The sequence below is a fragment of the Eoetvoesiella sp. genome (assembly GCF_035555955.1).
Taxonomy (GTDB): Bacteria; Pseudomonadota; Gammaproteobacteria; order Burkholderiales; family Burkholderiaceae_B; genus Eoetvoesia.
Genome location: NZ_DATMGA010000045.1, coordinates 80,976 through 107,423 on the forward strand (window position 1 = coordinate 80,976; position 26,448 = coordinate 107,423).

General features: G+C 64.0%; 22 protein-coding genes and 2 riboswitches. Of the genes, 9 read left to right on the forward strand and 13 right to left on the reverse strand.

Going from position 1 to position 26,448, the window contains the following annotated elements:
* Window positions 1-31: 31 nt before the first annotated feature.
* The 8 genes from gcvH to apbC all read right to left on the reverse strand — a co-directional run bounded on the left by gcvH (window position 32) and on the right by apbC (window position 12,848).
* Window positions 32-412, reverse strand: coding sequence for a glycine cleavage system protein GcvH (gene gcvH / locus VNT00_RS12035; protein WP_325587758.1), 381 nt, complete (start codon window positions 410-412; stop codon window positions 32-34).
* Window positions 413-465: 53 nt separating this feature from the next.
* Window positions 466-1,560 carry a glycine cleavage system aminomethyltransferase GcvT gene (gene gcvT / locus VNT00_RS12040; RefSeq protein ID WP_325587759.1) on the reverse strand — a complete coding sequence of 365 codons (1,095 nt, stop codon included), beginning with the start codon at window positions 1,558-1,560 and terminating at the stop codon, window positions 466-468.
* 51 nt (window positions 1,561-1,611) lie between these two features.
* Window positions 1,612-1,725: riboswitch (glycine riboswitch) on the reverse strand.
* A gap of 15 nt (window positions 1,726-1,740) precedes the next feature.
* A riboswitch (glycine riboswitch) is annotated at window positions 1,741-1,827 on the reverse strand.
* 59 nt (window positions 1,828-1,886) lie between these two features.
* Complete coding sequence (locus VNT00_RS12045) at window positions 1,887-3,170, reverse strand: BaiN/RdsA family NAD(P)/FAD-dependent oxidoreductase (RefSeq protein WP_325587761.1); 1,284 nt, start codon at window positions 3,168-3,170, stop codon at window positions 1,887-1,889.
* 23 nt (window positions 3,171-3,193) lie between these two features.
* Window positions 3,194-5,455: an arginine/lysine/ornithine decarboxylase gene (locus tag VNT00_RS12050; RefSeq protein WP_325587763.1), complete on the reverse strand. Its 2,262-nt coding sequence runs from the start codon at window positions 5,453-5,455 to the stop codon at window positions 3,194-3,196.
* Window positions 5,456-5,486: 31 nt separating this feature from the next.
* A complete protein-coding gene (gene dcd / locus VNT00_RS12055; protein ID WP_325587765.1) occupies window positions 5,487-6,053 on the reverse strand; it encodes a dCTP deaminase in 567 nt (188 codons plus the stop codon).
* An 84-nt stretch (window positions 6,054-6,137) separates the two neighbouring features.
* A complete protein-coding gene (locus VNT00_RS12060; protein ID WP_325587767.1) occupies window positions 6,138-9,986 on the reverse strand; it encodes a translocation/assembly module TamB domain-containing protein in 3,849 nt (1,282 codons plus the stop codon).
* A complete protein-coding gene (locus VNT00_RS12065) occupies window positions 9,983-11,758 on the reverse strand; it encodes an autotransporter assembly complex protein TamA (RefSeq protein ID WP_325587769.1) in 1,776 nt (591 codons plus the stop codon). The genes VNT00_RS12060 and VNT00_RS12065 overlap by 4 nt, the downstream gene beginning before the upstream one ends.
* 7 nt (window positions 11,759-11,765) lie before the next feature.
* Complete coding sequence (apbC, locus tag VNT00_RS12070) at window positions 11,766-12,848, reverse strand: iron-sulfur cluster carrier protein ApbC (protein WP_325587771.1); 1,083 nt, start codon at window positions 12,846-12,848, stop codon at window positions 11,766-11,768.
* A gap of 92 nt (window positions 12,849-12,940) precedes the next feature.
* Here apbC and VNT00_RS12075 point away from each other — a divergent pair, with 92 nt between their 5' ends.
* Complete coding sequence (locus tag VNT00_RS12075) at window positions 12,941-13,189, forward strand: hypothetical protein (protein ID WP_325587773.1); 249 nt, start codon at window positions 12,941-12,943, stop codon at window positions 13,187-13,189.
* Between the two features lie 161 nt (window positions 13,190-13,350).
* Complete coding sequence (gene metG, locus VNT00_RS12080; protein WP_325587775.1) at window positions 13,351-15,420, forward strand: methionine--tRNA ligase; 2,070 nt, start codon at window positions 13,351-13,353, stop codon at window positions 15,418-15,420.
* Here the strand turns inward: metG and kch are convergent.
* Window positions 15,413-16,624 carry a voltage-gated potassium channel protein gene (gene kch / locus VNT00_RS12085; protein ID WP_325587777.1) on the reverse strand — a complete coding sequence of 404 codons (1,212 nt, stop codon included), beginning with the start codon at window positions 16,622-16,624 and terminating at the stop codon, window positions 15,413-15,415. The genes metG and kch overlap by 8 nt on opposite strands.
* A gap of 122 nt (window positions 16,625-16,746) precedes the next feature.
* On the opposite strand from kch, the gene VNT00_RS12090 reads away from it, so the two are divergent.
* Window positions 16,747-17,688: a cation diffusion facilitator family transporter gene (locus VNT00_RS12090; RefSeq protein WP_414650928.1), complete on the forward strand. Its 942-nt coding sequence runs from the start codon at window positions 16,747-16,749 to the stop codon at window positions 17,686-17,688.
* Window positions 17,689-17,860: 172 nt separating this feature from the next.
* Here the strand turns inward: VNT00_RS12090 and hpaC are convergent, their stop codons facing one another.
* From hpaC to hpaR, 4 genes are all read right to left on the reverse strand, one after another.
* A complete protein-coding gene (gene hpaC, locus VNT00_RS12095; protein ID WP_325587779.1) occupies window positions 17,861-18,394 on the reverse strand; it encodes a 4-hydroxyphenylacetate 3-monooxygenase, reductase component in 534 nt (177 codons plus the stop codon).
* Window positions 18,395-18,430: 36 nt separating this feature from the next.
* Window positions 18,431-20,020, reverse strand: coding sequence for a 4-hydroxyphenylacetate 3-monooxygenase, oxygenase component (hpaB, locus tag VNT00_RS12100; protein ID WP_325587781.1), 1,590 nt, complete (start codon window positions 20,018-20,020; stop codon window positions 18,431-18,433).
* A gap of 99 nt (window positions 20,021-20,119) precedes the next feature.
* Window positions 20,120-21,034, reverse strand: coding sequence for a 4-hydroxyphenylacetate catabolism regulatory protein HpaA (gene hpaA, locus VNT00_RS12105; RefSeq protein ID WP_325587783.1), 915 nt, complete (start codon window positions 21,032-21,034; stop codon window positions 20,120-20,122).
* Entirely contained in the window at window positions 21,034-21,591 is a 558-nt protein-coding gene (gene hpaR, locus VNT00_RS12110) for a homoprotocatechuate degradation operon regulator HpaR (RefSeq protein WP_325587784.1), read from the reverse strand. The genes hpaA and hpaR overlap by 1 nt, the downstream gene beginning before the upstream one ends.
* Window positions 21,592-21,789: 198 nt before the next feature.
* Between hpaR and VNT00_RS12115 the strand changes: the two genes are divergently transcribed.
* From VNT00_RS12115 to VNT00_RS12140, 6 genes are all read left to right on the forward strand, one after another.
* Complete coding sequence (locus tag VNT00_RS12115; protein WP_325587786.1) at window positions 21,790-22,467, forward strand: fumarylacetoacetate hydrolase family protein; 678 nt, start codon at window positions 21,790-21,792, stop codon at window positions 22,465-22,467.
* Complete coding sequence (locus tag VNT00_RS12120; protein WP_325587788.1) at window positions 22,464-23,231, forward strand: fumarylacetoacetate hydrolase family protein; 768 nt, start codon at window positions 22,464-22,466, stop codon at window positions 23,229-23,231. Before VNT00_RS12115 ends, VNT00_RS12120 begins: the two co-directional genes overlap by 4 nt.
* A gap of 11 nt (window positions 23,232-23,242) precedes the next feature.
* Window positions 23,243-24,700: a 5-carboxymethyl-2-hydroxymuconate semialdehyde dehydrogenase gene (gene hpaE / locus VNT00_RS12125; protein ID WP_325587807.1), complete on the forward strand. Its 1,458-nt coding sequence runs from the start codon at window positions 23,243-23,245 to the stop codon at window positions 24,698-24,700.
* 44 nt (window positions 24,701-24,744) lie between these two features.
* Entirely contained in the window at window positions 24,745-25,620 is an 876-nt protein-coding gene (gene hpaD / locus VNT00_RS12130) for a 3,4-dihydroxyphenylacetate 2,3-dioxygenase (RefSeq protein ID WP_325587790.1), read from the forward strand.
* A gap of 9 nt (window positions 25,621-25,629) precedes the next feature.
* Window positions 25,630-26,043 carry a 5-carboxymethyl-2-hydroxymuconate Delta-isomerase gene (locus VNT00_RS12135; RefSeq protein WP_325587792.1) on the forward strand — a complete coding sequence of 138 codons (414 nt, stop codon included), beginning with the start codon at window positions 25,630-25,632 and terminating at the stop codon, window positions 26,041-26,043.
* 14 nt (window positions 26,044-26,057) lie between these two features.
* Window positions 26,058-26,448: FAA hydrolase family protein (locus tag VNT00_RS12140; RefSeq protein WP_491700832.1), on the forward strand; the 391-nt coding region annotated here is incomplete at its 3' end.

A 26,448-nucleotide genomic window follows, 5' to 3' on the forward strand; every position in this document is an offset into this window, starting at 1 on the left:
TTTGCCGCGGGCCAGGCCGGACAGCCGACGCTCAGCCGGCGTCGACCAGCGACTGGTAGCCTTCGCCGTCCAGCAGGGCATCGGCATCGGCCGCATTGGCGGGCTTGATCTTGAAGATCCAGGTGTCGAAGGCTGCCTGGTTGATGAGGTCGGGCTGGCCGTCCAGGGCCTCGTTGAATTCCACGACTTCGCCGGCCACGGGCGCATAGATGTCGCTGGCGGCCTTTACCGACTCGACCACGCCGGCGACATCGCCGGCGGCAAGCTGGGCCCCCACCTTGAAATCGCCGACAAAGACCAGGTCGCCCAGCTGATCCTGGGCATTGTCGGTAATGCCGACCAGGAACGCATCGCCTTCCGGCTTGACCCATTCGTGAGAGGACGTGTACTTGCGATCGTTGGGAAGACTCATGATTAACCTCGTGAAATGGATTTGGTTTCGGTAACTGAAGAATTCGCGGCGCTTCAGGCAAGCACCTTGCCATGGCGCACAAATGGCATTGTCGCAATTTCGGCGGGCATCCACTTGTCGCGGATCTTCACCTGGACTTTATCGCCGGGCGCCGCGCCCTGCGGAACCCGCGCCATGGCGATCGACACGCCCATGGTCGGCGACATGGTGCCGCTGGTGGTTTCCCCTTCGCCCTGCCCGGTGCGGACAGCCATATGGGCCCGCATGACGCCGCGTTCGAGCAGCTTCAGGCCGACCATGACGCGCTCGCTGGGCGCCCCCTCCAGCGCATCGCGGCCGATGAACCGCCGTTCGGCGTCCTTGAGCGATACCGTCCAGCCCAGGCCGGATTCGGCGGGCAGCACGGACTCGTCCATGTCCTGGCCATACAGGTTCATGCCGGCTTCCAGGCGCAGGGTATCGCGCGCGCCCAGGCCGCAGGGGCGCACGCCCAGGCCGAGCAGATCGTCCCAAAGGCGCTGGACCTGCGCCGCCGGCAGCAGGATCTCGAAGCCGTCCTCGCCGGTATAGCCGGTGCGGGCCACCATGGTCGGCTCATCGATCAAGGCGCCCGAAAAAGGGCTCAAGGCTTCAGTGGCCGCCTGCCAGGACGGCCGCGCATCCCACACTTTCTGGCGCGCGTTGGGTCCCTGAACGGCCAGCATGGCCAGGTCGCGGCGAGGCTCGAGGTGCACGGCGAAGTTTTCGCTGTCGGCCACCCGCTGCATCCAGGCCAGGTCGGCCTGGGCCGTGGCCGCGTTGACGACCGCCCGCCAGGATTCGTTGCTGAAGAAATAAACGATGAGATCGTCGACGACGCCGCCTTCGGGATTGAGCATGCACGAGTACAGTGCCTTGCCCGGCGCCGCCAGGCGGGCCACGTCATTGGCCAGAAGACGCCGCAGATAATCCTTGGAGCCGGGCCCGGAGATATCGATGGCCAGCATGTGCGAGACATCGAACATGCCGGCGTCGCGCCGCACGGCGTGGTGCTCTTCGATTTGCGAGCCGTACGAAACCGGCATTTCCCAACCGCCGAAATCGACCATTCTGGCGCCGGCGCGGATGTGGGCATCGAACAAGGGGGTGCGTGCAAGCGCAGCGGACATGGAGGCTCCTGGGTGGCGGACGAAGACGGAATGCAACGATATAGCAGCTGAAACCGCCCTTCTGTCCTTTGTGCCTGAGAGTTGCCCCTTTGTAGGGGGATTCACCTTCGGCGCCCGCCGCCTTGCAATATGCATGTAGGCGCGGATCTCTCCAGAACGCTGTCTTGCCATGAAAATGGACAACGCAAGATGGTACGGTTTGCCTGAGCGATTCTGGGCGAATTGCGCCTTCGGCGGCCATGACTGGCTCTCTCCCACCTTGCGGGAACAGCAGCGTGAAAGCATACATCGAAAACCGGCAAATACAAAATGCGGTTTATCGCCAGTTACGCCGCTTTTTGCAGGCTCCGGCCGCAGGCCGCGCCCGAGGCCCAGGCCCACTGGAAGTTGTAGCCGCCCAGCCAGCCGGTGACGTCCAGCGCCTCGCCGATGAAATACAGGCCCGGCACGCTTTTGGCCTGCATGGTCTTTTGATCGATGCCCCGCGTGTCCACGCCGCCGCGCATGACCTCGGCCTTTTTATAGCCCACGGTGCCCGTGGGATGCAGGATCCAGGCATGGATCCGCTCGGCCAGCCGGCGTAGCGTCTTGTCGGGCATGTCGGCCATGCGCATGGCGCCAAGCCCCGCTTGCTGGCCGTCTTCGCCGGCCAGCCACTGTTCGGCCAGCCGCCGGGGCCACAAGGCGGCCAGCACCGAGGCCAGGGTCTGGCGGTTGCCGGATTTGCCGGCTATCCATTCTTCGGCAAGCCTGCGGCCCGGCGCCAGATCCAGAGCAATGGGCTCGCCCGGATTCCAGTAGCTCGATATCTGCAATATGCCGGGGCCCGACAGGCCCCGGTGCGTGAACAGCAGATCTTCCAGAAAGCTCGTCCGGCCCTTGCCCGTTCCGCAGCCGACGTCTGCCTCCAGCGCCACGCCGCTCAGCGCGCCAAACGGCTGCCACTGCTGCGCGTCGAAGGTCAACGGCACGAGCGCGGGGCGCGGCTCCACGACCTTCAGCCCGAACTGACGGGCCACGCCCAGGGCGAAATCGGTGGCGCCCAATTGCGGCACGGCCATGCCACCCGTGGCCAGCACCAGTTGCCGCGCCCGCACCGGCCCCCGCGACGTGCGCAACGCAAAGCCGCCGGCCGGGCTTTGCTCTATGCCCTGCACCGGACAGGACATGCGCCACGCCACATTGCCGGCATCGCATTCGCGCCTGAGCATGGCGATGATGGATTCGCTGGAGTCGTCGCAAAAGAGCTGGCCGCGATGCTTCTCGTGCCAGCTTATGCCGTGCCGCTCGACCATGCCGAGGAAATCGCGCGGCGTGTACGCCGCCAGCGCCGAACGGCAGAAATTGGGGTTCTGCGAGAGGAAATTGGCGGGCGACGTACCGATATTGGTGAAGTTGCAGCGCCCTCCGCCCGATATTCGGATCTTCTCGGCCAGCTTTTCGGCATGATCCAGCAGCAGCACGCGCAGGCCGCGCTGGCCCGCCACCGAAGCCGCCATCATGCCGGCGGCCCCGGCGCCTATGACTACCGCGTCGAAGCTATCGGCCACGCCATGGCCCGGTTTGCCCGGCCCCGACGCCGAGGAACCCGGGCTCGCTGCGGCAGGCATGAGCCGGTTCGCCGCGCCCCGCCTCAGTCCTCGTGGATGCAGTCGACATAGTAGCGCGGGCTGCCGTCGGGCCCGATGTCTTCGGCCAGGCCGTGCACGTCGGTTTCGAAGCCCGGGAAGCGCTCGTTGAAGCCGCGCGCGAAACGCAGGTAATTGATGATGCGCTGGTTGAAGCGCTCGCCCGGAATCAGCAGCGGAATGCCCGGCGGATACGGCGTGAGCAGCACGCCCGTAACCCGCCCTTCCAGGTCGTCGATCGCCACGCGTTCGACCTCGCGGTGCGCCATCTTGGCATAAGCGTCGGACGGTTTCATGGCCGGCACCATTTCGCTCAGGTACATCTCGGTGGTCAGGCGAGCTACGTCGTGCGCGCGATAGGCCTCGTGGATTTCCTGGCACAGATCGCGCAGGCCCATTTTTTCGTAGCGGCGATGCTCTTTGCAGAAGTCCGGCAGAATGCGCCACATGGGATGGTTGCGGTCGTAGTCGTCCTTGAACTGCTGCAGCGCGGTCAGCAGCGTGTTCCAGCGGCCCTTGGTAATGCCGATGGTGAACATGATGAAGAACGAATACAGCCCCGTTTTTTCAATGACCACGCCGTGCTCGGCCAGGTATTTGGACACCAGGGCCGCGGGGATGCCGGTTTCGGCGAACGTGCCGGAGATGTCCAGGCCCGGCGTGACGATAGTGGCCTTGATGGGATCCAGCATGTTGAAGCCAGGAGCCAGGTCGCCGAAGCCGTGCCATTCGTCGTTGGCCTCGAGCAGCCAGTCGTCACGGTTGCCGATGCCCTCGGAAGCCAGGCGGTTGGGGCCCCACACCTTGAACCACCAGTCGTTCTTGCCGTATTCGGATTCCACCTTGCGCATGGCGCGGCGAAAATCCATGGCCTCGCTGATGCTTTCCTCGACCAGGGCCGTGCCTCCCGGCGGCTCCATCATGGCCGCGGCCACGTCACAGGACGCAATAATGGCGTACTGCGGCGACGTGGATGTGTGCATGAGGTAGGCCTCGTTGAACACATTGCGGTCGAGCTTGCGGCTTTGCGAATCCTGCACCGTAATCTGCGAGGCTTGCGACAAACCGGCCAGCAGCTTGTGGATGGAGTGCGTGACGAACACCAGGGCGTCTTCGCTGCGCGGGCGGTTCTTGCCGATGGCGTGCATCTGCTCGTAGAACTGGTGGAACGGCGCGTGCGGAATCCAGGCTTCGTCGAAGTGCAGCGTGTCGATTTCCGAACCCAGCCTTTCCTTGATCATCTCGACGTTGTAGCTGACGCCGTCGTAGGTGCTTTGGGTAAGCGTGAGAATGCGCGGCTTCTTGTTCTTGAGCTTGCTGGCGAAGGGATTGGCTTCGATTTTCCGGCGGATGTTCTCGGGTTCGAATTCCTCGTAGGGAATGGGCCCGATGATGCCCAGGTGATTGCGCGTGGGGCGCAGGAACACCGGTATCGCGCCCGTCATGGTAATGGCGTGCAGGATGGACTTGTGGCAGTTGCGGTCGACCACCACCACGTCGTCCATGGCGACGTTGGCGTGCCAGACGATTTTATTGGAGGTGGACGTGCCGTTGGTCACGAAGAAGCAGTGGTCGGCATTGAAGATGCGCGCGGCGTTGAGCTCGGATTCGGCCACCGGGCCGGTGTGGTCCAGCAGTTGCCCAAGTTCGTCGACGGCGTTGCAGACGTCGGCGCGCAGCATGTTTTCGCCGAAGAACTGGTGGAACATCTGGCCCACCGGGCTCTTCAGGAACGCCACGCCGCCCGAGTGCCCCGGACAGTGCCAGGAATACGAGCCGTCCGAGGCGTACTTGACCAGCTCGCGGAAAAACGGCGGCGCCAGGCCGTCCAGGTAGGCTCGTGCCTCCCGGATGATGTGGCGCGCCACGAACTCGGGCGTGTCCTCGAACATGTGGATGAAGCCGTGCAGCTCGCGCAGGATGTCGTTGGGAATATGCTGCGATGTGCGGGTCTCGCCATGCAGGTAGATGGGGATGTCTTCGTTGCGGAACCGCAGCTCGCCGATGAAGGAGCGCAGGTTCTTGATGGCATTGGCCACGTCTTCGGGCGAGGCGACGTCGAATTCCTCATCGTCGATCGACAGGATAAAGGCGCTGGCGCGGCTTTGCTGCTGCGCAAACGAACTCAGGTCGCCATAGCTGGTGACGCCCAGCACCTCGACGCCCTCGGCCTCGATCGCCTCGGCCAGGGCGCGAATGCCAAGGCCCGACGCGTTTTCAGAGCGGTAGTCTTCGTCGATGATGACGATGGGAAAGCGGAATTTCATGCGGATGGCTCCTGCTGCCGAACTGGCTCGGCTAAGTGCGGGGCAGGGTCACGCCCTGCTGGCCTTGATACTTGCCGCCCCGATCGCGATACGACGTTTCGCAAACTTCGTCGCTTTCAAAAAACAGCATCTGGGCGCAGCCTTCGCCGGCGTAGATCTTGGCGGGCAGCGGCGTGGTATTGGAGAACTCCAGCGTGACGTGGCCTTCCCACTCGGGCTCCAGCGGCGTCACGTTGACGATGATTCCACAGCGCGCATACGTGCTCTTGCCCAGGCAAATGGTAAGCACGCTGCGAGGAATGCGAAAGTATTCGACCGTGCGCGCCAGCGCGAACGAGTTGGGCGGAATGATGCAAACATCGCCCTTGAAATCGACGAACGATTTTTCGTCGAAGTCCTTGGGATCCACAATGGTGGAGTTGATGTTGGTGAATATCTTGAACTCGTCGGCGCAGCGCACGTCGTAGCCGTAGCTGCTGGTGCCGTAGCTGACGATGCGTCCTTTTTCGGTGCTGCGCACCTGGCCGGACTCGAAGGGCTCGATCATGCCTTCGGTCGTCGCCACGCGGCGGATCCAGCGATCGCTTTTAATGCTCATAACTCAACCTTATTTCGTGGGCGCCTATTTTATCGCTTACACGGCATGAATGGGCGCGGAACCCAGGGCCTGGGCGGATTATATTCAGTCGCGGAAAAAAGTCCGGTAAATCAAGGCTATGCCATTGACCGTCCCGATGCTTAAATCGGCCGACAGCCCCCTGGCCAACTGGTAGCTGATCCGCCCGACCGTCCCGACTTCGGACAGCGCCTGTTCCAGGCTTATGGTAAAGCCTTTGGACAGATTCTTGCTGGCCACGACGAATTTGTTCTCGATGTCGCTGTCGCTGTCGTCCAGGCCCCGCACCACGGTTTCCACCGGCAAAATGCTGCCGGTGCTGCCCAGTGTGCCGGAACGCATGCTGACTTCATCCAGCCCGAACTTGCGATAAAAGGGCTCATCGCCGCTGATGAGCGACGTGCCCACCGAGAACAGCAGGGCCGCATCGCCGCCCGAGTCGTCGGGCCCCCGGCCCAATAAAAGCCACGAAAGCTTCTGCACGTCGCTGACGTCCGGATACGAGACCAGGTCGATGCGCGGCCGCCTCGCGGTGCCGGCCACACGAACCCCCGCCTCCACCGACAGCCCCGTGCGCAAGGCCTCGATGTTCAGCACGGGGTTCGCCACATCCCCCTGGAACGTGATGGTGCCTCGCCGCAACTGCAAATGCTGGCCGTAGACATTGATGGCGCCCCCGCGGGTGCGCAGCGCGCCAAGCGCCGTCAGCTTGCCGTCCTGCATGGTGATGCGCATGCTGCCGACCAAGCCCGAATCCACGCCGTAGCCCGTGATGTAGAAGCGCGGGCCCAGATCGACTTCCATGTCCATGCTGACGGCCATGGGCGCGCTGGCCTTCTGGGTTTCTCCTTTATGCAGCACGACCACGTCGCTGTCCAGGGTCGGCACGCTGCTGAGCATGTCCAGGTCCACCCAGCCGGCGTCGGCGGTGATCTTGCCCGACAGCGACAGGGCCGAGGGCGGCAGATCCACGTGCAGCTTGCCCGTTACCATGGCGTAGCGGTCCGAGCGCTGCAAAATGGGGTAGCGGTACAACTCGACGTCGGCCACGCCGGTCATGTCGGCAAGGCTCCAGGAGCCCTTCAGCGTCATGCTGCCGTCGCGGGCATCCGGATTGCTGGACACCCACTCGGCCGTGCGCCACTCCTTGGGTGTGACGCGCAGGCGCGCCGGAAAGCGCAGGCTGTCCAGAATGAAACGGTCGCCGTCGAAATGCGCCGCCAGCGTGCCGTCGAGCAGGCGCACCCCGTCGTCCACGCGCACGATCCGGATGTTCTGCCCTTTCACGGTACCGCCGGCCGCCCAACTGCCGTCGGGACGGCTTTGCGCCGTCAGCCTGGCCTGAACCGACCCGCCGATGTCCATTGCATCGCCGGTCAAAATGCTCAGCCAGCCCAGATCCTTGATTTCCGCATCCACGGCAACCTTCTTCACATCCTTGGGATCCATGAAGAAGCCGCCGCCCGGCGGACTGTGCAGCAAGGAGCTGGCCGTGGCCTTGCCCTGGCCCATCTTGGCCGTCGCCACATTCACGTCCGCGGTCAGCAGGCTCAGCCCTTCGCCGGCGGGCTTGGCATTCAAGGCAACGCTCAGGGTTTGCAGGCCCAGAGGGAAATCCGGGCTGCCCGGCACGATCAGGTCGCCCGACAGCCGCTTGATATGGGCCTGGCCCTCCAGGGCGCCGGCGAACTTCATATTCCAGTCGGCCGCATAAACGATCTGCTGGTCGTCGTTGGCCTTGTCCTTGTGCACGATGACGCCTCCACGTCCGTCCTGCTTGCCGGACAACGCCATGGTTTTCTGCAGCTCGGCCAGCAGGCGCCGCGACATCGCAAGATGGTCGATGGCGCCGCGCGTTTCCCACGCGCCTGCCCGCCCCTGGGAGCCCAGATGGCGGATTGTCGCCGTCTGGTTCAAAGGCAGCTTCACGCCCAGCGCGGCCGGGCCAACCTGCCATTGCCAGGCCGGGGCAACCGCCTGCGGCACATACGACACGGCTACCGGCGACTGCAGCCGCGCGCCCACCCCTGCGTGCTCGACGCTGAATGCCGACACACGTCCTCGCCAGCCCTCCAGCGGCTGGGGCGACGGCGCCGCCGGATCCGCCAGCGCCCGCCCCGATTGAGGCGCCGCCTTCGACCGTTGCCCCGATTGGGCCAGCGGCTGGCCGCTCCAGCCGCCATCGGCCTCGACGCCGAGCTTGACGGGCGCCTTTCCAATGCCTTGCGCCTTGCCGGACTGCGGTGAATACACCGCATCGAGCCCCACCCGATGCCTGGCCAGCGTGCCGGCCAGACGCGCCCGGGCCTGCAAGCCGCCGGGCAAACCCGGCCAGAAATCGGCCAGGCGGGCCGCGGCGACCGTCAGCGCCAACTGGCTGCCCGGCGCGCCAAACGCCCCCTTTCCTTCGATGCGGCCGGCGCCCAGCCGCACATTCATATCCAGGCTGGCCAATTGCAGCCCGCGCCATATATCGCCCAAAGCGGAATCGGCCGAAGCGGCGGCGCCATCGGAAACCGGAAGGCCTGTTGATGCGGCGCCGGGCTCGATCCGCGCGCCATTGACGGCAGGCGAGCCCGCCGGCCCGGAGTCCGCCCGGCCTTCCGCATTGACGATGTCGGCCTTGATGCGGCCCGAAGCCGGCAGTCCGTTCCAGCGCGATCCCTCGGCAATATTCAAGCCTACCGTCGCGGACAGCAGATCTTTGTAATCCCGCAGTTGCGCGTCCAGGTCGAGCGTGCTGGTCAGCAGGGCTCGGGGGATCGCCGGGCCCACCAGTTTGCCGAGGTTCAATTTATCGGCCGTGACCGAGCCGACGACGTGCTGGCGGCTGGCTTCGCCGCTGCCGGTGGAGTCCACGTTCAGCACGGTCTTGAGCGACGAACCGTCCCCCAGATGCAGATCCAGCTTCGCCTTGCTTACCGGCAAGGCCTTGCGCGGCTGCAGGTCGGCGTTCAGGTTGAAGCGCACATCCTGGCCGTCGCCATCGACGTTCAGGCTCATGGCGTCCAGCGAGCCCGCCAGGTCGGCGGCCACATCCATGGCGCAGAGATCCGGGCCCGCTTCGTCGGATAGCTCCTGACCGGACATCGGCAGCGCCTTGTCCGAAAGCGCTGAAGCCGCGTTTGCCCCCGACTTGCCGCCGTTTGCGGCAGGCGATTTCGGCGCTGCCGCGCCTTTCGCCGAAACCGGCTGGGCAGCCGCCCCCCGCTTGCCGCCCGCCGGCAACGCCGGCAGGAAGTTGCGCAGGCACAGCGGCGACTCGGCCCGGGAGGTTTGCGCGCGGGTTTTCAAGTGCACCGACAAAGGCCAGGGATCGGCCAGCTTGAAGACGTTCAACTCGCCTTCGATCTTGGCCTGGATGGCGTCCCGGCCCAGTTCCAGGCTCTTGAATACCAGCGCGGCGTTTTCATCGGACAGCTTGAGGCTGGCCTGCAGGTTCTGGACATTCAGCAAAACCGGCTCGCCGCCGACACTCAGGCTCAATGCGCCCAGCGCCACGCGATCCAGTTGCACCCGCACGGGCAGGGCCGGCATGGAAAACGGCTCTTCGGACGACGCCTTATTGGATTCCAGAAGGTTGATGTCCAGCTTGCCGGCCGAAATATCCTGGGCATGCAGGCGGCGATGCGCCAGCTCGCGCCAGTCGACCTCGAGGTGCAGGGACTCGAGGTGGATTTCCACCACCGGCACCTTGACCGACAGGCTTTGCACCGTCAGGCCATGCCATATGGTGCCTTGTATGCCCCGCGCCTCGCCCTGCACCTGCCGCATGGCCGTATCCAGAGCCCAGCGCGTCCCGGGCTCGGTGCCGACGCACCAGGCCACAAAACCGCAGACCACGGCAAGCAGCAGGATCAAGGCGGGCCCCAGCCACAGCAGCAGGCTGCGCAGGCAACGCAGGGCCCGGCTCAAAACGCGATCCCCATGGAAAAGTGGATGCGCAACTTGCGATCGCGCTGCGCATACGCCACGTCCACCTCGAACGGACCGGCCGGCGTGCGCATGATTGCGCCCACGCCATAGCCCACCGCGATTTTCATGGCGCCGAAGGACTCGGCGGCATCGCCGGCATCCACGAATACGCTCATGCCGAACTGCTTGGTGAAATAGTGCATGTATTCGATGCTGCCCACCGCCAGGGCCGGCGCCCCCACCACCGCGCTGCCGCGGCTGAGGCCCAGGCTGTCGTAGCGGTAGCCCCGTATGCTGCGCGCCCCGCCTGTGCGATAGCCGAAATCGTCCGGCAACCGGGAGGTCTTGGACCACACTTTGCCAACCTCGCCGCGCAGCGTCAGCACGTCCCACTTGCCGACGGGCCACCATTGCTGCGCGCGCAGGCCGGCCTTGTAAAAGCCTTCGCCGCGATCCAGAGTGACCCCCGAACCCAGGCCAAGAACCACCAGATTGCCTTCGCGCGGATCGTATTTGTCGTTGACGTCGCGCCGCAGCCCCTGCCAGGTTCCCACCAACGAAGGCACTTCGTAGGTTTCGGCGCCGTCGATGGCGGTCTTGTCGTAGGCGGCGACCAGGCCCCAGCGTGTTTCGTATTCCACCCGGCTGCGGCCCCCGGCCTTGCTCTCGCGCGTGCGCGTCCAGCCCAGCCCAGCCCGCCGGTTGTCCACGCCTTCGATATCGGAATGATCCAGAAGCACGCCCACGCTGTCTTTGTAGCCGCTGAGCGTGGGCGCAAGGTTCACGTCGTAGAAAGCGCGCTGGCGGTTCTTGTCGACGCCGACGCCGGTTTCTATCCAGATGGGCTGGCCGAACACCACGTTCTGCCGGTACAGCGCCTCGGCCCGGACGCCGTTGTCGCTGTCCACGCCCAGCGACGTGGAAAACCGCCGCGCGGGCGCTTCCGACACCCGTACCTGCAAGGGCATCTGGACTTCGCCGTCGGGCAGCGTCACGCGATGCTCGGGCGCGCTGTCCAGGGAAACGAAGGCGCCCCGGAAAAACGACGTGGACTGCAGGGCCTGCTGCCACTCGTCGAGCTTTTCCTGGTCGTAGGGCTCGCCGGGCTTGTATTGCACATAGCGGTCGATGAGCTCACGCGGCACGCGCTTCAGGCCGATGACCTCGACCTCGCCCATGCGCACCCTGGGACCGCTATCGACCGCCACATGCAGGTCGGCCTTGGCCTCGTCGGCCATGACGGTGGCCTGGGACTGCGTGACGCGGGCGAGGTAGAAATCCTTGCGGCTTACGCTGTCGATGAGGTCGGTCTTGGCATCGTGCCACTGTTCGTTGATGAAGGGCATGCCCTGGGTCAGCGGCCAGGACTTCTTGAGCATGTCGACGCGGGCGCGAAACCTCGGGTCCGCAATCTGCCCGGAAAAATCCAGGTCCACCGCATCGACTTTGGTGCGCTCGCCGGGCTTTATCGTAATGTCCCAGGTCTCGCCCATGGCGTCCTCGCCCACTTCGAGCACGACCGTGGGCGAAAAATAGCCCTGGGTTTCAAGAGCCGACAGCGTGGCCTCGCGGGCGCGGCGCCGCAGCCGCGAGAGCTCGCCGCCGTCCTGGTCTTCGGCAAGCCGGGTAATGACGTCCACGGCCCCCACGATGGCCTGCAAGGCCTGGGGCGAGACCCCGCCCGGATCGATGGTGACCTCGGGCGCGGCCGCCTGAGCCCCTTGCACCCACCCGAACGCAAGCAGAACAAGGCAAGGAACGGCGCCCCTCATGAAGAGCTTACTTGCGCGCGACGACTTTGGGCCCCTCGCCCGATGTATCGGGGGGCAGCATGGCGACCTGGACGGCAAGATTCCAGGCGATGTCGCGGTACAGGCCGGCAATTTGCCCGCCACGGTCGGCCACCACGGTGGGCGAGCCCGAATCGGTCTGGGTGCGGATGTCCATGGCCAGCGGCAGCGAACCCAGCCAGGGCGTATTGAACTGGGCGGCCATGTCGCGCCCGCCATTCTGGCCGAAGATGGGCTCGGCATGCCCGCAATTGGAACAAATGTGCATGGACATATTTTCGACAATTCCCAATACCGGAACTTCGACTTTTTGAAACATGCGTAACCCTTTGCGAGCGTCGGCCAGGGCCAGGTCTTGCGGCGTGGTGACGATGACGGCGCCGGTAAGCGGCACCTTCTGGGACAGGGTGAGGGCGATGTCGCCGGTGCCGGGGGGCATGTCGACAATCAGGTAATCGAGGCTTTTCCAGTTGGTCTGGCGCAGCAATTGCTCGAGCGCCTGGCTGACCATGGGGCCGCGCCAGATGGCCGGCGCGTCGTCGTCGAGCAAAAAGCCTATGGAATTGGACTGCAGGCCATGGCCCACCAAAGGCTCCATGGTCTTGCCGTCCAGGCTGGGCGGCTTGCCCGACACGCCCAGCATGATGGGCACGCTGGGTCCGTAGATGTCGGCATCCAGCAGGCCCACCGAAGCCCCCTGCTCCTGCAGCGCCAGGGCGATATTGACGGCGGTGGTGCTTTTGCCCACGCCGCCCTTTCCCGACGCCACGGCGATGATGTTGCGTATATTGGGCAGCGGCCTGAGCCCGCGCTGCACGGCATGGGTTGCCACCTTTAACGTAAAATCGAGCCGGGCAAGGGTGGCCCCCAGCCCGGCCACGGCCGTTTCAATCCGTTTCCGCAATTCGTCCTGCCCATTGTGCAAAGGGTAGCCCAGCGCTAAAGTAAGGGTAAGCGCATTGCCATCCAGGCGCAGCTCGCTGTCTTTCAGCACGGTCCCCAGTTTGCCGTTGGTGTTCGGATCGACAACTTCAGCAAGCGTCGCGCGCAATTGTTCCGGGGTGATGCTCATTTTCGTGCCTCGCGTAAAGAATTTCATGATGCAGCCTAAAGAATAGCGGATTCGCGGAACTATTTTCGGCCACAGACGGCCTTAACATCAAGATGAATACATTTAACCAGATACTTCGCGGCGTACTCTTTATCGTGCTGGCTGTCTTCGGCATGATCATGGCGCTTGTTTTCATGGCCTCGACGGCAATCGCCGTAGCTATTCTGTACGTGGTCGCCCGCATCAAGGGCCGGCCGTTCGGCGTGCGCGCCTACTGGGAAGAACGCCGCAAGCAGGCCTCGCCGGTCCGCAGCTTCAATAAAAAAGACGTCGTCGACGTCGAAATGCGCGAAATTCCCTAGCAAGCCGCGTCAGCGGCGCGGCGTGGGGGCTCCTTCTTCTTGCCGCGCCAAACCCGCGCGCTATTCATTACAATAGACCGTTTCCGTTTTCGCGCCCGGGCGGCAAGCCCGCCCGGCTCTGCGCAAGCCTTCCGTCTACCCCAAAATTTCTCGCATAGCCCATGTCGCGCACGATTTTCGTCACCACCGCCCTGCCCTACGCCAACGGCTCCTTCCACATTGGCCACATCATGGAATACATCCAGGCCGATATCTGGGTGCGCGCCATGCGCATGGCGGGCCATACCGTGCACTTCGTGGGCGCGGACGACGCCCATGGCGCGCCCATCATGCTCAAGGCGCAAAGCGAGGGCATCACGCCGCAAGAGCTCGTGGCACGCTACGCCAACGAGCGCCCGCGCTACCTCAATGGCTTCCAGATCCAGTTCGACCACTGGCACTCCACCGACACGCCCGAGAACACCGAGCTGTCGCAAGACATCTACAAGCGCCTGAAAGCCGCCGGCTTCATCGCCACCCGCAACATCGAGCAGTTCTACGACCCCGTCAAGGGCATGTTCCTGGCAGACCGCTACATCAAGGGCGAGTGCCCCACCTGTCACGCCAAGGACCAGTACGGCGACTCCTGCGAAGTCTGCGGCTCGGTCTATGCGCCCACCGACCTCATCAACCCGTATTCGGCGCTCACCAAGGCCACGCCGGTGCTCAAGTCGTCGGAACACTTCTTCTTCAAGCTGTCGGATCCGCGCTGCGTGGAATTCCTGCAGTCCTGGACCACGGGCAGCAACAAGCTGGGCCACAAGCGCCTGCAAAGCGAGGTGCTGGGCAAGACCCGCGAGTGGCTGGGCGCCGAAGAAGGCGGCGAGGCCAACCTGGCCGACTGGGACATCTCGCGCGATGCGCCCTATTTCGGCATCGAGATCCCCGACGCGCCGGGCAAGTACTTCTATGTGTGGCTGGACGCGCCGGTCGGCTACCTGGCCTCGCTCAAGGCCTATTGCGCCAAGATCGGCCTGGATTTCGACGCCCTCATGGCGCCCGGCAGCGACACCGAGCAATTCCACTTCATCGGCAAGGACATCGTGTATTTCCACGCCCTGTTCTGGCCGGCCATGCTGAAGTTCTCCGGCCGCAAAACGCCCGATGGCCTGCACGTGCATGGCTTCATCACGGTAAGCGGCGAAAAAATGTCCAAAAGCCGCGGCACCGGCATTTCGCCGCTGCGCTATCTGGAAATCGGCATGGATCCCGAATGGCTGCGCTACTACATCGCCGCCAAGCTCAATTCCCACGTCGAAGACCTGGACTTCAACCCCGACGACTTCGTGGCCCGCGTCAACAGCGACCTGGTGGGCAAATACATCAACATCGCCAGCCGGGCCGCCAATTTCATCGGCAAGCATTTCGAAGGCAAACTGGGCTACCTGGGCGACACCCAGGCGCTGCTGGACGAGACCCTGCGCGTCACCGAGGCCGTGCGCGCCGATTTCGAAGCGCGCGAATACGGCCGCGCCATACGGCAGATCATGGCCTGCGCCGACGGCATCAACCAGGCTTTCGACGCCGCTCAGCCCTGGGTCATGGCCAAGGGCATCGCCCAGGCCGATGCCGCCCAGAAGGCCGCGCTGCAAGACGTATGCTCCCGCGCCCTGGCGGGCTTCCGGGCCCTGACCGTCATGCTCAGCCCCGTGCTGCCGAAGCTGGCCGCCACTGTGGCGCAAAACCTGTTTGGCGAGGCCGCTCCCTACCGCTGGGCCGACGCGGGCACGCTGCCCACGCAAATCGCCGCTTTCAAGCACCTGATGCAGCGCGTCGACCCCAAGATGCTCGACGCCCTGTTCGAAGCCCCCGCCCAGCCTGCCCCCGAACCAGGCGGCGAAGCCATTGCCGAAACCATCGACATCAAGGATTTCGCCAAGATCGACCTGCGCATCGCGCGCATCGTCGACTGCGCCGAGGTCGACGGCTCCGACAAACTGCTGCGCCTTTCCCTGGATGTCGGCGAAGGCCGCCTGCGCCAGGTTTTCTCGGGTATCAAGTCGGCCTACAAGCCCGGCGACCTGGTCGGCAAACTCACCGTGGTGGTGGCCAACCTGGCGCCGCGCAAGATGCGTTTCGGCATTTCCGAAGGCATGGTCCTGGCCGCCAGCCACAACGATGCCGGCGTGGATTCGGGCATTTATATTCTCGAACCCGTGGCGGGCGCGCAGCCGGGCATGCGCATCAGCTGACTACACGCGGCGAGGCCGTATCGGCGAACAGCATCCGGGCGATCAAGTCGCTGTCCAGGGGTTCGCCGCTAAGCGTGCGAGCCAAAACCTCGCCGCCCAGCAATTGCAGGGACAACACCATATCGGGGCCAACCCGCTTGATCTTGTCCAGGTGGGTGCTGGTATTGGCCAGCGCCACCGTCCTGGTCTCGGCCCCTCCCACTTCCTTGGCCGCCAGCACTATGAATGCGTTTTCGGCGTCATCGTTGCGCAAGGCCAGAATGTACCGGGCCTTGCTCGCCCCGGCGTCGGCCAGCACCGACTCTTCGGAGGGATCGGCCATGATCAGATCCGCCCCTTCGGGGTACATGTGGGCGACGTCCTGCGGCACGATGACCGTGACGTCGAAGCCTCGCTCGCGCATGGCGTTATAGACACTCTGGGCCAGAGGCGTAGCCCCGGCAATGATGATGTGGTTCTTTCTCATGACGTGTGTCAGCCGCCCCTTGACGAGGCGCTTCAGGTTGCCGCCGATGATCGGCCCGATTATCGCGCTTACCGACGTGGCAAACACGGTGATGCCCATGATGATGATGGAAACCGTGAACAGCTTGCTGGACGCCGTCTGCGGTGTGATGTCGCCATATCCCACCGTGGACATCGACACCACCGCGAAGTACAGCGCCGAAACGATGTCGTGGATGGCGGGATGGAACTCGTCGCCCATGTACAAAGCGCCGAAGACCGAATAGACCAACAGCGACAGGATGCTCAGGACGGCAAACAAACTGCCGGCGGCCAGGCTGGAACGGTCGAACCGCCGCCAGTAGGCGACCAGCATCAGCGCCAGCACCAGCGTGTAGACAGCCAGACCGGCACGGCCATGCTCGCTCCAGAGCGCGATGGTGCCGGTGGCGATCAGAAGCAGCAGGGAAAATGCCCAGGCAATGCGCGCGCGCAGAAGCAGGCCAATAGCCATGACCTGCAAGCTGACGCCCAGAACCAGGCGCGGCAGGCTGACCAACCCCGCGGAGTCCAGCATGGTGCGCAGACTCTCGACCGAAAACCACGACAGCCAATCATGCGGCTGAGCCGCGCGCACTGCCGAAACCCCCGGCTGCAGAAAGAGGAAGCCGTCCACCGCCACCAGCACGGCCACGAACCAGTGCGGCTGAAAGACCGCACACAGCCGCCGAATCCGATTGCGCAGCGAAACTGCCGTCAAGAAAACCTCGCACAAAGAGGACCGCGCCTGCGAATCCGATAAAGAAAAACGGCATAAGCCAAGGGCTACAAGTTTAGCCCACGAAGCGCCGGCTACGTCAAATAAAGTAAAATCCCGGCATCATGCCTCCCCCCGCCGCCATGACGCCAGGCCCCCGGCCCAACCGTCCCGAAAACCAACCCTCCAACGATACGGCCCGGCGCGCCGCTGGCCGGCGCAGCACCCTTGCCAGCGTGGCCGTGAACGTCTGCCTTTGCATCCTGCAGGCCGCAATCGGCCTGATGGCGCACTCCCAGGCGCTGGTCGCCGACGCCATGCACTCGTTGTCCGACCTGCTGTCGGATTTCACCGTGCTCATCGCCAACAAGCACAGCCACAAAGCGCCCGATGCCGACCACCACTACGGCCACCTGCGCTTTGAAAACGCCGCCTCGCTGATTCTGGGAGTGCTGCTGGTATCGGTGGGCGTGGGCATGTTCTGGGCCGCGCTGAGCCGGCTGCAAAACCCGCAATCCATCCCCACCGTGCATTCGGCCGCCCTGGTCGTTGCCGCGGCGGCGCTGGTCATCAAGGAATCGCTGTTTCACTACCTGCGGCGCGTGGGCGAGCGCGTACGCTCCTCCATGCTCATCGCCAACGCCTGGCACGCACGCTCGGACGCCGCGTCCTCGCTGGTGGTGGCGATAGGCATTATTGCCAACATGGCCGGTTTCCCGATGGCCGACCCCCTGGCGGCCATCATCGTGGGCGCCATGGTGGCGCGCATGGGCGCGAAGTTCTTCCTGGCTTCGTTCAATATTCTCATGGACAGCGCCGTCGACAAGGCAACCGAGAACCGCATCCGCGGCCACCTGCTTTCCACACCGGGCGTGCAGGGCATCCACGACCTGAAAACCCGCAAAATGGGCGACATGATCTGGGTGGAGGTGGACCTGGAAATGGATGCCTCGCTGACCATCGCCCAGGGACACGCCATTGCCGTCGAAGCCCGCCGCCGCGTCATGGACAACGAGCCGGTGCTGGACGTGATGACCCACTTCGATCCGGTCGAAGTGGCCGCATAAAGCCCGTCCAGAGCGCGCAACCCGCTGCCAAAATGCCCCCACGCTGCGCCGCTAACACGGCTTGCTGCCTCCCAAGGAGGCGCTTTTTGCCTTGGGAGCGGCCCGGCGGCAAAAAAACAAGCCGCCCGAGAGCGGCTTGATTCTTGCACGGCCAGTCAACAATCAAGGCCTGTCAACCGTGATGCTCCACCGCCTTGTGCCCGGGCACGCGGTGGAACTGGCGGCTGAAATACACCAGGCCGTCGCCGCCGTTGGCCAGCAGGCTGATGGCGTCGAGCTCGACGATCATGACCGTGTGGCTGCCCAGTTCGTCGGCGCGCACGATGCGCCCTTGCAGGTTGGCCAGGGCCTCTTGCAGGACCGGCAGGCTGTATTCGGATTCGACCCAGCCCGGCCGCGCAAACCGTTCTTCCATGGAAATGCCCGTCATGCCGGCGAAATCGCGGGCCAGGTCTTCCTGTTCGGCCGACAGCACGTTGACGCACACCATGCCGTTGGCCTTGAAGACGGCGTTCATGGCGCTGGAGCGGTTGATGCAGACCAGCAGCGTGGGCGGGGAATCGGTGACCGAACACACGGCCGTGGCCGTGACGCCGCAACGGCCGCCCTTGCCGTTGCTGCTGATGATACTGACGGCGGCACCCAGACGCGCCATGGCATGGCGAAAGTCGGTGCGCTTGCTATCGGCGATATCGGTATTGGTCATGGGGGCCTCCGGACGAAACCAGGCACGAAACAGGCGCTATTTCTGGCGCAGCTGATCCAGGACGTTGATGTCGTCGTTATTATGCAGATGCGGGACAAGCCAGCCGTTCTGATCGTAATCCGACAGGCACTGATCCACCAGCTCGGTCATTTTATCCAGTGTACCGGAACCCTGGGCGTGCCGCAGGCACTGCATGCGCACCTCGTCCTGGTTGCCCGCGTAGTTGATTTCGTACAGCTCGTGGCGGCCGCCGAACTCGGTGCCGATGGCATCCCACAGCAGCTTCAGGATCTTGATGCGCTCCACGTGGTCGATGCCGTCCGAGCCGCGCACATAGCGCGACAGATACTCGTTGAGCGCGGGATTGTTGAGGTCGCGCACTCCGGAAGGCAGGTAAATGAGCCCGCTGGCGACGATTTCCTCGATGGTCTTCTTGATGGCCGGATACACCTGCGAGGCCAGCACCCGATAGGCCTGCTGGGCCTCCTGGCCGGGAGCCCAACTGTCGTGATGCCAGGAATAGCCGTTGCCGACCATGGCTTCGGTCAGCGACCAGAACATATTGCGCCAGGCCAGCACCTCGCCCACCGCCGCCTGCACGCCGCGGAAATCCAGGGTACCGGTACATTTCAGGGCCTTGACGAGCAGGCCGGAGATGAAATCCAGCTTGACGGCGAAGCGGGTGCAGGCCTGCAGGGGGAACAGCCGCCCGAAGCCGCCTTGCGGGAACCAACTGCGGCAGCGTTCGAGATCGCGATAGATCAGCACGTCTTCCCAGGGGATGAACGCATTGTCGAAGATCAGGATAGCGTCGTTTTCGTCGAAGCGGCTGGACAAGGGATAGTCGAAGGGCGCGCCCATGGCGCCGGCGGCCAGTTCGTACGAAGGCCGGCACACCAGCTTGACCCCCGGGGTATTCATGCCGGCGATGAACATCAGCGCCATGTCGGTGTTGTCGCCCAGCAGGCCGGCCGAGCCCTGGCCGATGAAGTTGTAATGGGTAAGCGCCGAGCCCGTGGCCACCACCTTGGCTCCGCTTACGTAGATGCCCGCTTCGGTTTCGCGGTCGACCGAAATGAACACGTCGCTGACCTCTTCGACGGGCCGGTTGCGATCGATGGGGGGATTCACGATGGCGTGGTTCAGGTACAGGCAGGCCTCCTGGATGCGGCGATACCAGGTGCGCGCATTGCCTTCGAACTTGCCGTAGTACTCGGGCACGATGCCCAGCGCGCTGCCGAACGCCGCCTTGTAGTCGGGCGTGCGCCCCATCCAGCCGTAGGTCAGCCTGGACCAGGCGGCAATGGCGTCGCGCTGCTCGCGCAGTTCCTGCGGGCTGCGCGCATAGCGGAAGAACTTGTGGGTGTAGCCGCCGTTGCCCGTATCGGTTTCCCAGCACAGTTCGTCTTTGTGCGCGGGATCGTGCAGGGCGTCGTACAGGCGCGCCATGGAAGCCGCCGCGTTCCGGAACGCCGGATGCGTGGTGATGTCGTGGACGCGGTCGCCATAGATATAGATTTCACGGCCGTCGCGCAGCGACTCGAGGTATTCGGCGCCGGTGAACGGACGGTTTTTTTCGGCGCGCAGGTCTTCCGGGTAAGTGCGAGGCAAATCGGCTGGGTTCATGCCTGTCTCCTGATCATGTCATGTTTTGAGGTTATGGCAGCATGATGCTCCGTTATCGCGGCCCGGCCAATGCACGTATGCAGGAATCACTGGTACTTTTCATGGGCTGTGGGCCTGCATCTGCTCGCGCCATTCGCTGGGAGCCGCGTGCGCATGCCGGCGAAAGAAGCGGCTGAAATACGAAACATCCACGAAGCCCAGGCTGTAGGCGATTTCGCTGACCGGCGCCGACGAAAAAAGCAGCAGGCGCCTGGCCTCCTGCAGGAGGCGGTCGTGCACCAGCCGCAAGGAGGGAATGTCGGCCACCCGCCGGCAGATGTCGTTGAGGCGGGTCTCGGTGACCCGCAGCCGTTCCGCGTATTGCGTCAACGTCCAGTGCTCGCGGTAATGGTCTTCGATTAGCTGGTTGAACTCCTGGAACACGCGCACGTCCACCTGCCGCAGCGTCCTGTTCGGCGATTGCGAAAACGAATCGGCAAGTCGGGCCATGGTGATGAAGGCCAGCCGCGTAAGGGCCATGAGGCCCAGGTCGCGCCCGACCCCCTCGCCGGCGCACTCCGCGCGCAAAAGCCGGCAATAGTCGAACAGCCGCTGCGCCTCGTTTTCGTCGCCGCTGCCGTTGCCGGCAGCCTTCATTTCTATACACGAAGGCTGGTTCAGGCGCCGGCTCAGCACACCGGCCGGCTCTTCGTTGAACAGGCTCCACAGCACGTTCTGCCGCACCGAAAGCACCAGCCCCTGCGCATCGTCGCTGAGCACGAAGGCGTGGGTGACCGAAGGCGGGGTCAGGAAGAACAGGGGCGCCTTGGCATGGTAATAGGACTCGTCCAGCTTCAGGCGCACCTCGCCCTGCCACAGCAAATGCACCTGATACACCCTGGCATGGCGGTGCGCCACCATATTGCGCCCGAAAAAATCCGCCAGACGGCCCAGGCCTTCGCAATGCACGTCGGCGTCTTCGTAGCGAAGGTCGTAGCTGCGGCCCAGGTCGAGATTCGGTATGGCGGCGGTCATCAGGTCTTGGTCGAAGCGTTTCCTCTGCCGCGTCGGGTGGCAACAAGAGCGGCGGAGCGTTTACGGGCGGTGGACTTGGCGGCCGCCCGCCTGCCGGATTCGGGCAAATCCACCAACTCGACCGGCTCTTGCCGATGAGCCAGGAACAAGTCGAGCGCCTCGTAAAGGTTGCGTACGACGTCGTTGCCCATGCCCTGTTCCAGATTAGCGTACTGCTGCTCGATAAGCGGCGCAATACTCCGGATCAGGCTGCGGCTGCGCGCGGTCAGCGCGACCAGGATACGGCGCTGGTCGGTATCGACCCGATTGCGGTCGACCAGCTCCATTTCCTCCATGCGGGCCATCACGCCCGCCAGGCTGGGACTGAGAATATGGCAGGTTGCGCAGATCTGCCACTGCTCCATGGGCGCGCCGTTGTCGCTGATCGCACGGATGACGCGCCACTGCTGCTCGGTAAGCCCATAATGGTTCAGGATGCGGCGAAAATTGCCCATGACGCATTCGCGCGCCTGCAGCAGCAACAAGGCCAGGTTACGGTGTTTGAGCGAATCGTCCATTGTTTTCATCCCGCGCCGGGTTCGGCGTCTTGCCCCGGGCCGGCAAGTATGCAATCTCATGCCCGCGCCCATTGACATCTAATATGTTAGCAATTAAATTATAGAATATATTAGTTAATTTTTCGAAGCTGTTTCAATTTTCCTCGCGACGGGCACTTGAAACGCTTCAGCCACAAGGACGGAGGCCACCGGCTGAACATGCGCGCACACAATTTTCCAACGTCTGTACGGGGCACCATATACGGCGTCGTCCTGAACGATCGCGGCTCCATCGAGGCCATGGGCTCCGCCCTGCAGGAAGCTCCCTACAAAGCTCCGCCCAAGGCCCCGGTCATGTACATCAAGCCCGGCAACACGCTCAGCGCCAGCGGTTCGGCGGTTGCCCTGCCCAAAGGCGCCGGCCAGGTCGAAATCGGCGCCGCGGTCGGGCTGGTCATCGGCGCCCCGGCCTCCCGCCTGAACACCCAAAATGCCCTGGCCGCCGTGCAGGGCTGCGTCGTCGTGGCCGATCTCAGCCTGCCGCACACCAGCTACTACCGCCCCGCCATCCGCGAAAAATGCTTCGACGGCTCCTGCGTTTTCGCCGACACCGTAGCGCCGCTGGCCAGCGTCCCGAACCTGGCCGGCCTGCAGGTGGAAACCTTCATCAACGGCAAGCAAGCCGGGCAATGGTCGCTGACCGAGCTGGTGCGCGGCGCGCCCGAACTGCTGCAAGACGTCACCGAGTTCATGACGCTCGCCCCCGGCGACGTGCTTCTGCTCGGCGTCAAGTGGCAGGCGCCCGCCGCCGCGCCTGGCGACCAGGTGGCCGTTGCCGTCCCCGGCGTGGGCAGGCTTGAATTTTCCATCGAATCCACCACAGGGAGCGCCGCATGAAACGAGGCCGCATATTCCTCAATGGCGCCGTGCACGAAGTCCGGCCGGCGCAAGACGGCCATATCCGCCTGGCCGACGGCCAGCTCCTGGCCGAAGACCAGGCGCATTGGCTGCCACCGATAGAGCCCGGCACGATCTTCGCGCTGGGCCTGAACTATGCCGATCACGCGCGCGAACTCGCCTTCAAGGCGCCCGAAACGCCGCTGGTCTTCCTGAAGGGCCCCAACGCGCTGGTCGGCCACAACGCCCGCACGCCCCGCCCCGCCGGCGCCGACTACATGCACTATGAATGCGAACTGGCCGTGGTCATCGGCAAGCACGCCAAGAACGTCAGGCAGGCCGACGCCTACGAGTACGTGGCGGGCTATACCGTGGCCAACGACTACGCCATCCGCGACTACCTGGAAAACTACTACCGCCCCAACCTGCGCGTGAAAAACCGCGATGCCTGCACGCCCATCGGCCCCTGGCTGGTCGACGCCGCCGACATTCCCGACCCCATGAACCTGCGCCTTTGCACGTCCGTGAACGGTAAAATAACGCAAGAGGGCACAACGCGCGACATGGTGTTCAGCATTCCCTGGCTTATCGAATACCTGTCCGCCATCATGACCCTGTCGCCTGGAGACCTCATTCTTACCGGCACGCCCGAAGGACTCACCAATGTCGTGGCAGGCGATGTAGTCGTTACCGAAATCGAAAACGTGGGCCGCCTGGTCAACCACCTGGCCGACGACCGGAATTATCTGAACCCCGCACTCTGACTGGCAGGCAAATCATGATCAAGCACCTCATCAACGGCAAACAGGTCGAAAGCAAGCAGGTTTTCGAAACCCTCAACCCCGCCACCAACGAAGTCCTGGCCGAAGTCGCCCGCGGCGGCGAGGCCGAAATCAACGCCGCCGTGCAAGCCGCCAAGGAAGCCTTTCCGGGCTGGGCCGGCAAGCCGGCCGCCGAACGCGCCAAGCTCATGCGCAAGCTGGGCGAGCTCATCACCCAGAACGTGCCCGAACTGGCCGAGATGGAAACGCGCGACACCGGCCAGGTCATCGGCCAGACCAAGAAGGCGCTCGTCCCGCGCGCCGCCGACAACTTCCATTTCTTCGCCGAAATCGCCGCCCACATGGACGGCGAAAGCTACCAGTCCGACACCGGCCACCTTAACTACACTCTGTGGCAGCCGGTCGGCGTGTGCGCGCTTATTTCGCCCTGGAACGTGCCGTTCATGACGGCCACCTGGAAAACCGCGCCCTGCCTGGCCCTGGGCAACACCGCCGTCATGAAGATGTCCGAGCTTTCGCCGCTTACCGTTACCCGCCTGGGTGAACTGGTGCTCGAAGCCGGCATTCCCGCGGGCGTCTTCAACATCGTGCACGGCTTCGGCCCCGAAACCGGCGAACCCCTCATCCGCCACCCCGACGTGCGCGCCGTGTCGTTCACCGGCAGCACCGCCACCGGCAACCGCATCGTCCAGCAGGCCGGACTCAAGAAATTCTCGATGGAGCTGGGCGGCAAGTCGCCGTTCGTCGTGTTCGACGACGCCGACTACGAGCGCGCCCTGGACGCCGCCCTGTTCATGATCTTCTCCAACAACGGCGAACGCTGCACGGCGGGCTCGCGCATCCTGGTGCAAAAAGGCATTTACGACAAGTTCGTGGCCGACTACGCCGCCCGGGCCGCCAAGCTTGCCGTGGGCGATCCGCTCGATCCCAACACCATCATCGGCCCCATGATCAGCCGCGCCCACCAGCAAAAGGTGGCGCACTACATCGAACTGGGCAAGAAGGAAGGCGCGCGCGTGGTGTTCGGCGGCGGCGCGGCGCAAGTGCCCGACCACCTCAAGAACGGCAACTGGATCCAGCCCACGGTGTTCGCCGACGTCGACAACCGCATGCAGATCGCCCAGGACGAGATCTTCGGGCCGGTGCCCTGCATCATCCCCTTCGACACCGAGGCGGACGCGCTGCGCATCGCCAACGACATCCAGTACGGACTGTCGTCGTACGTCTGGACCGAGAACACCGGGCGCGCCCTGCGCATGGCGCGCGGCATCGAAGCCGGCATGGTGTTCATCAACAGCCAGAACGTGCGTGACCTGCGCCAGCCCTTCGGCGGCGTCAAGGCTTCGGGCACGGGCCGCGAGGGCAATCACTACAGCTTCGAAGTCTTCGCCGAAGCCAAGAACGTGTGCCTTTCGTACGGCAGCCACCCCATTCCGCGCTGGGGCGTCTAGGCGCGCGGCAACCGGCACACACAACGATCACAGAGAGACATATCATGGGTACGCTTGCACTGGCAGCAAAAATCACACACGTTCCGTCAATGTATTTGTCCGAACTGGACGGCCCGCACAAAGGCTGCCGCAAGGCGGCCATCGACGGCCACTACGAAATCGGCCGGCGCTGCCGCGAGCTGGGGGTCGACACCATTGTCGTCTTCGACGTGCACTGGCTGGTCAATTCCGAATACCACATCAATTGCGCGCCCAATTTCAAGGGTGTCTACACCAGCAACGAACTGCCGCATTTCATCAAGAACCTGCCCTACGAGTACCCGGGAAACCCCGAGCTCGGCAAGATCATCGCCGACACCGCCAACAAAATGGGCGTGGTCAGCCGGGCCCACACCGACACCACGCTGGAGCTGGAATACGGCACCCTGGTTCCCATGCGCTACATGAACGCCGACCAGCATTTCAAGGTCATCGGCGTCTCGGGCTGGTGCATGTGGCACGACCTGCACGAAAGCGCCCGCTTCGGCCTGGCCGTGCGCAAGGCCATCGAAGAGCACTACGACGGCACCGTGGCCGTGTTCGCCAGCGGCTCGCTTTCGCACCACTTCGCCACCAACGGCACGGCTCCCGAGTACATGCACAAGGTCTTCAACCCCTTCCTCGAAAAAGTCGACCACGAAGTCGTCGAAATGTGGAAGCAGGGCGACTGGAACACCTTCCTGGACATGCTGCCCATGTACAACGAAAAGTGCTGGGGCGAAGGCGGCATGCACGACACCGCCATGCTGCTGGGCCTTTTGGGCGGCCGGGACTACGACCAAGGGGTGGAAATCATCACCCCCTACTTCGGCAGCTCGGGAACGGGGCAGATCAACGCCATCTTCCCGGTCACGCCGCTGAAGTCCGCCGTCAACGCCTAGGAGCACGCCATGCCCCACCTTACTCTTGAATACTCCGCCGACATCCGCCGGAAAAGCGACATGAAGGCGCTTTGCGGCAAGCTGGCGCGCTGCCTCGTCGCCCAGCGCACCGACGACGGCAAGATCGTCTACCCCATCGGCGGCATCCGCGTGCGCGCCCTGCCGGCCGAGGACTACTGCATCGGCGACGGCAGCCAGGAAGGCGCCTTCGTGCACGGCGCCCTGAAAATCGCCGCCGGGCGCAGCGAGCAAACCAAGAAATCCACCGGCGACGCTCTGTTCGAAATCATGAAAGAGCACTTCGCCCCGCTCTACGAACAGCAGGGCCTGGCGCTGTCGCTGGAAATCTCCGAGTTCAGCGAAACAGGCACCTGGAAGCACAACAATCTGCACGCCCGGTTCCGGGCCGCCGAGCAAAAATAACACCGGAAGAAAACATGCTCCCTGAAAGCACCGTCAAGGCCCTCGCCCAGCAACTGAACCAGGCCGAAAAAACCCGCACCCAGGTGCGCCATTTTTCCCAGGCCCACCCCGAGATGACCATCGAGGACGGCTACGCCATACAACGCGAATGGGTCAAGCTGCGGCTGGCCGAAGGCCGCGTGGTCAAGGGCCGCAAAATAGGCCTGACCTCCCGCGCCATGCAGCAGTCGTCGCAAATCGACGAACCCGACTACGCCCCGCTGCTGGACGACATGTTCTTCGAACAGGGCAGCGATATTCCGTTCTCGCGCTTCATCGCCCCGCGCGTCGAGGTGGAGCTGGCCTTCGTTCTCGGCAAGCCGCTCAAAGGGCCCGGCATTACGATATTCGACGTGCTGGCCGCCA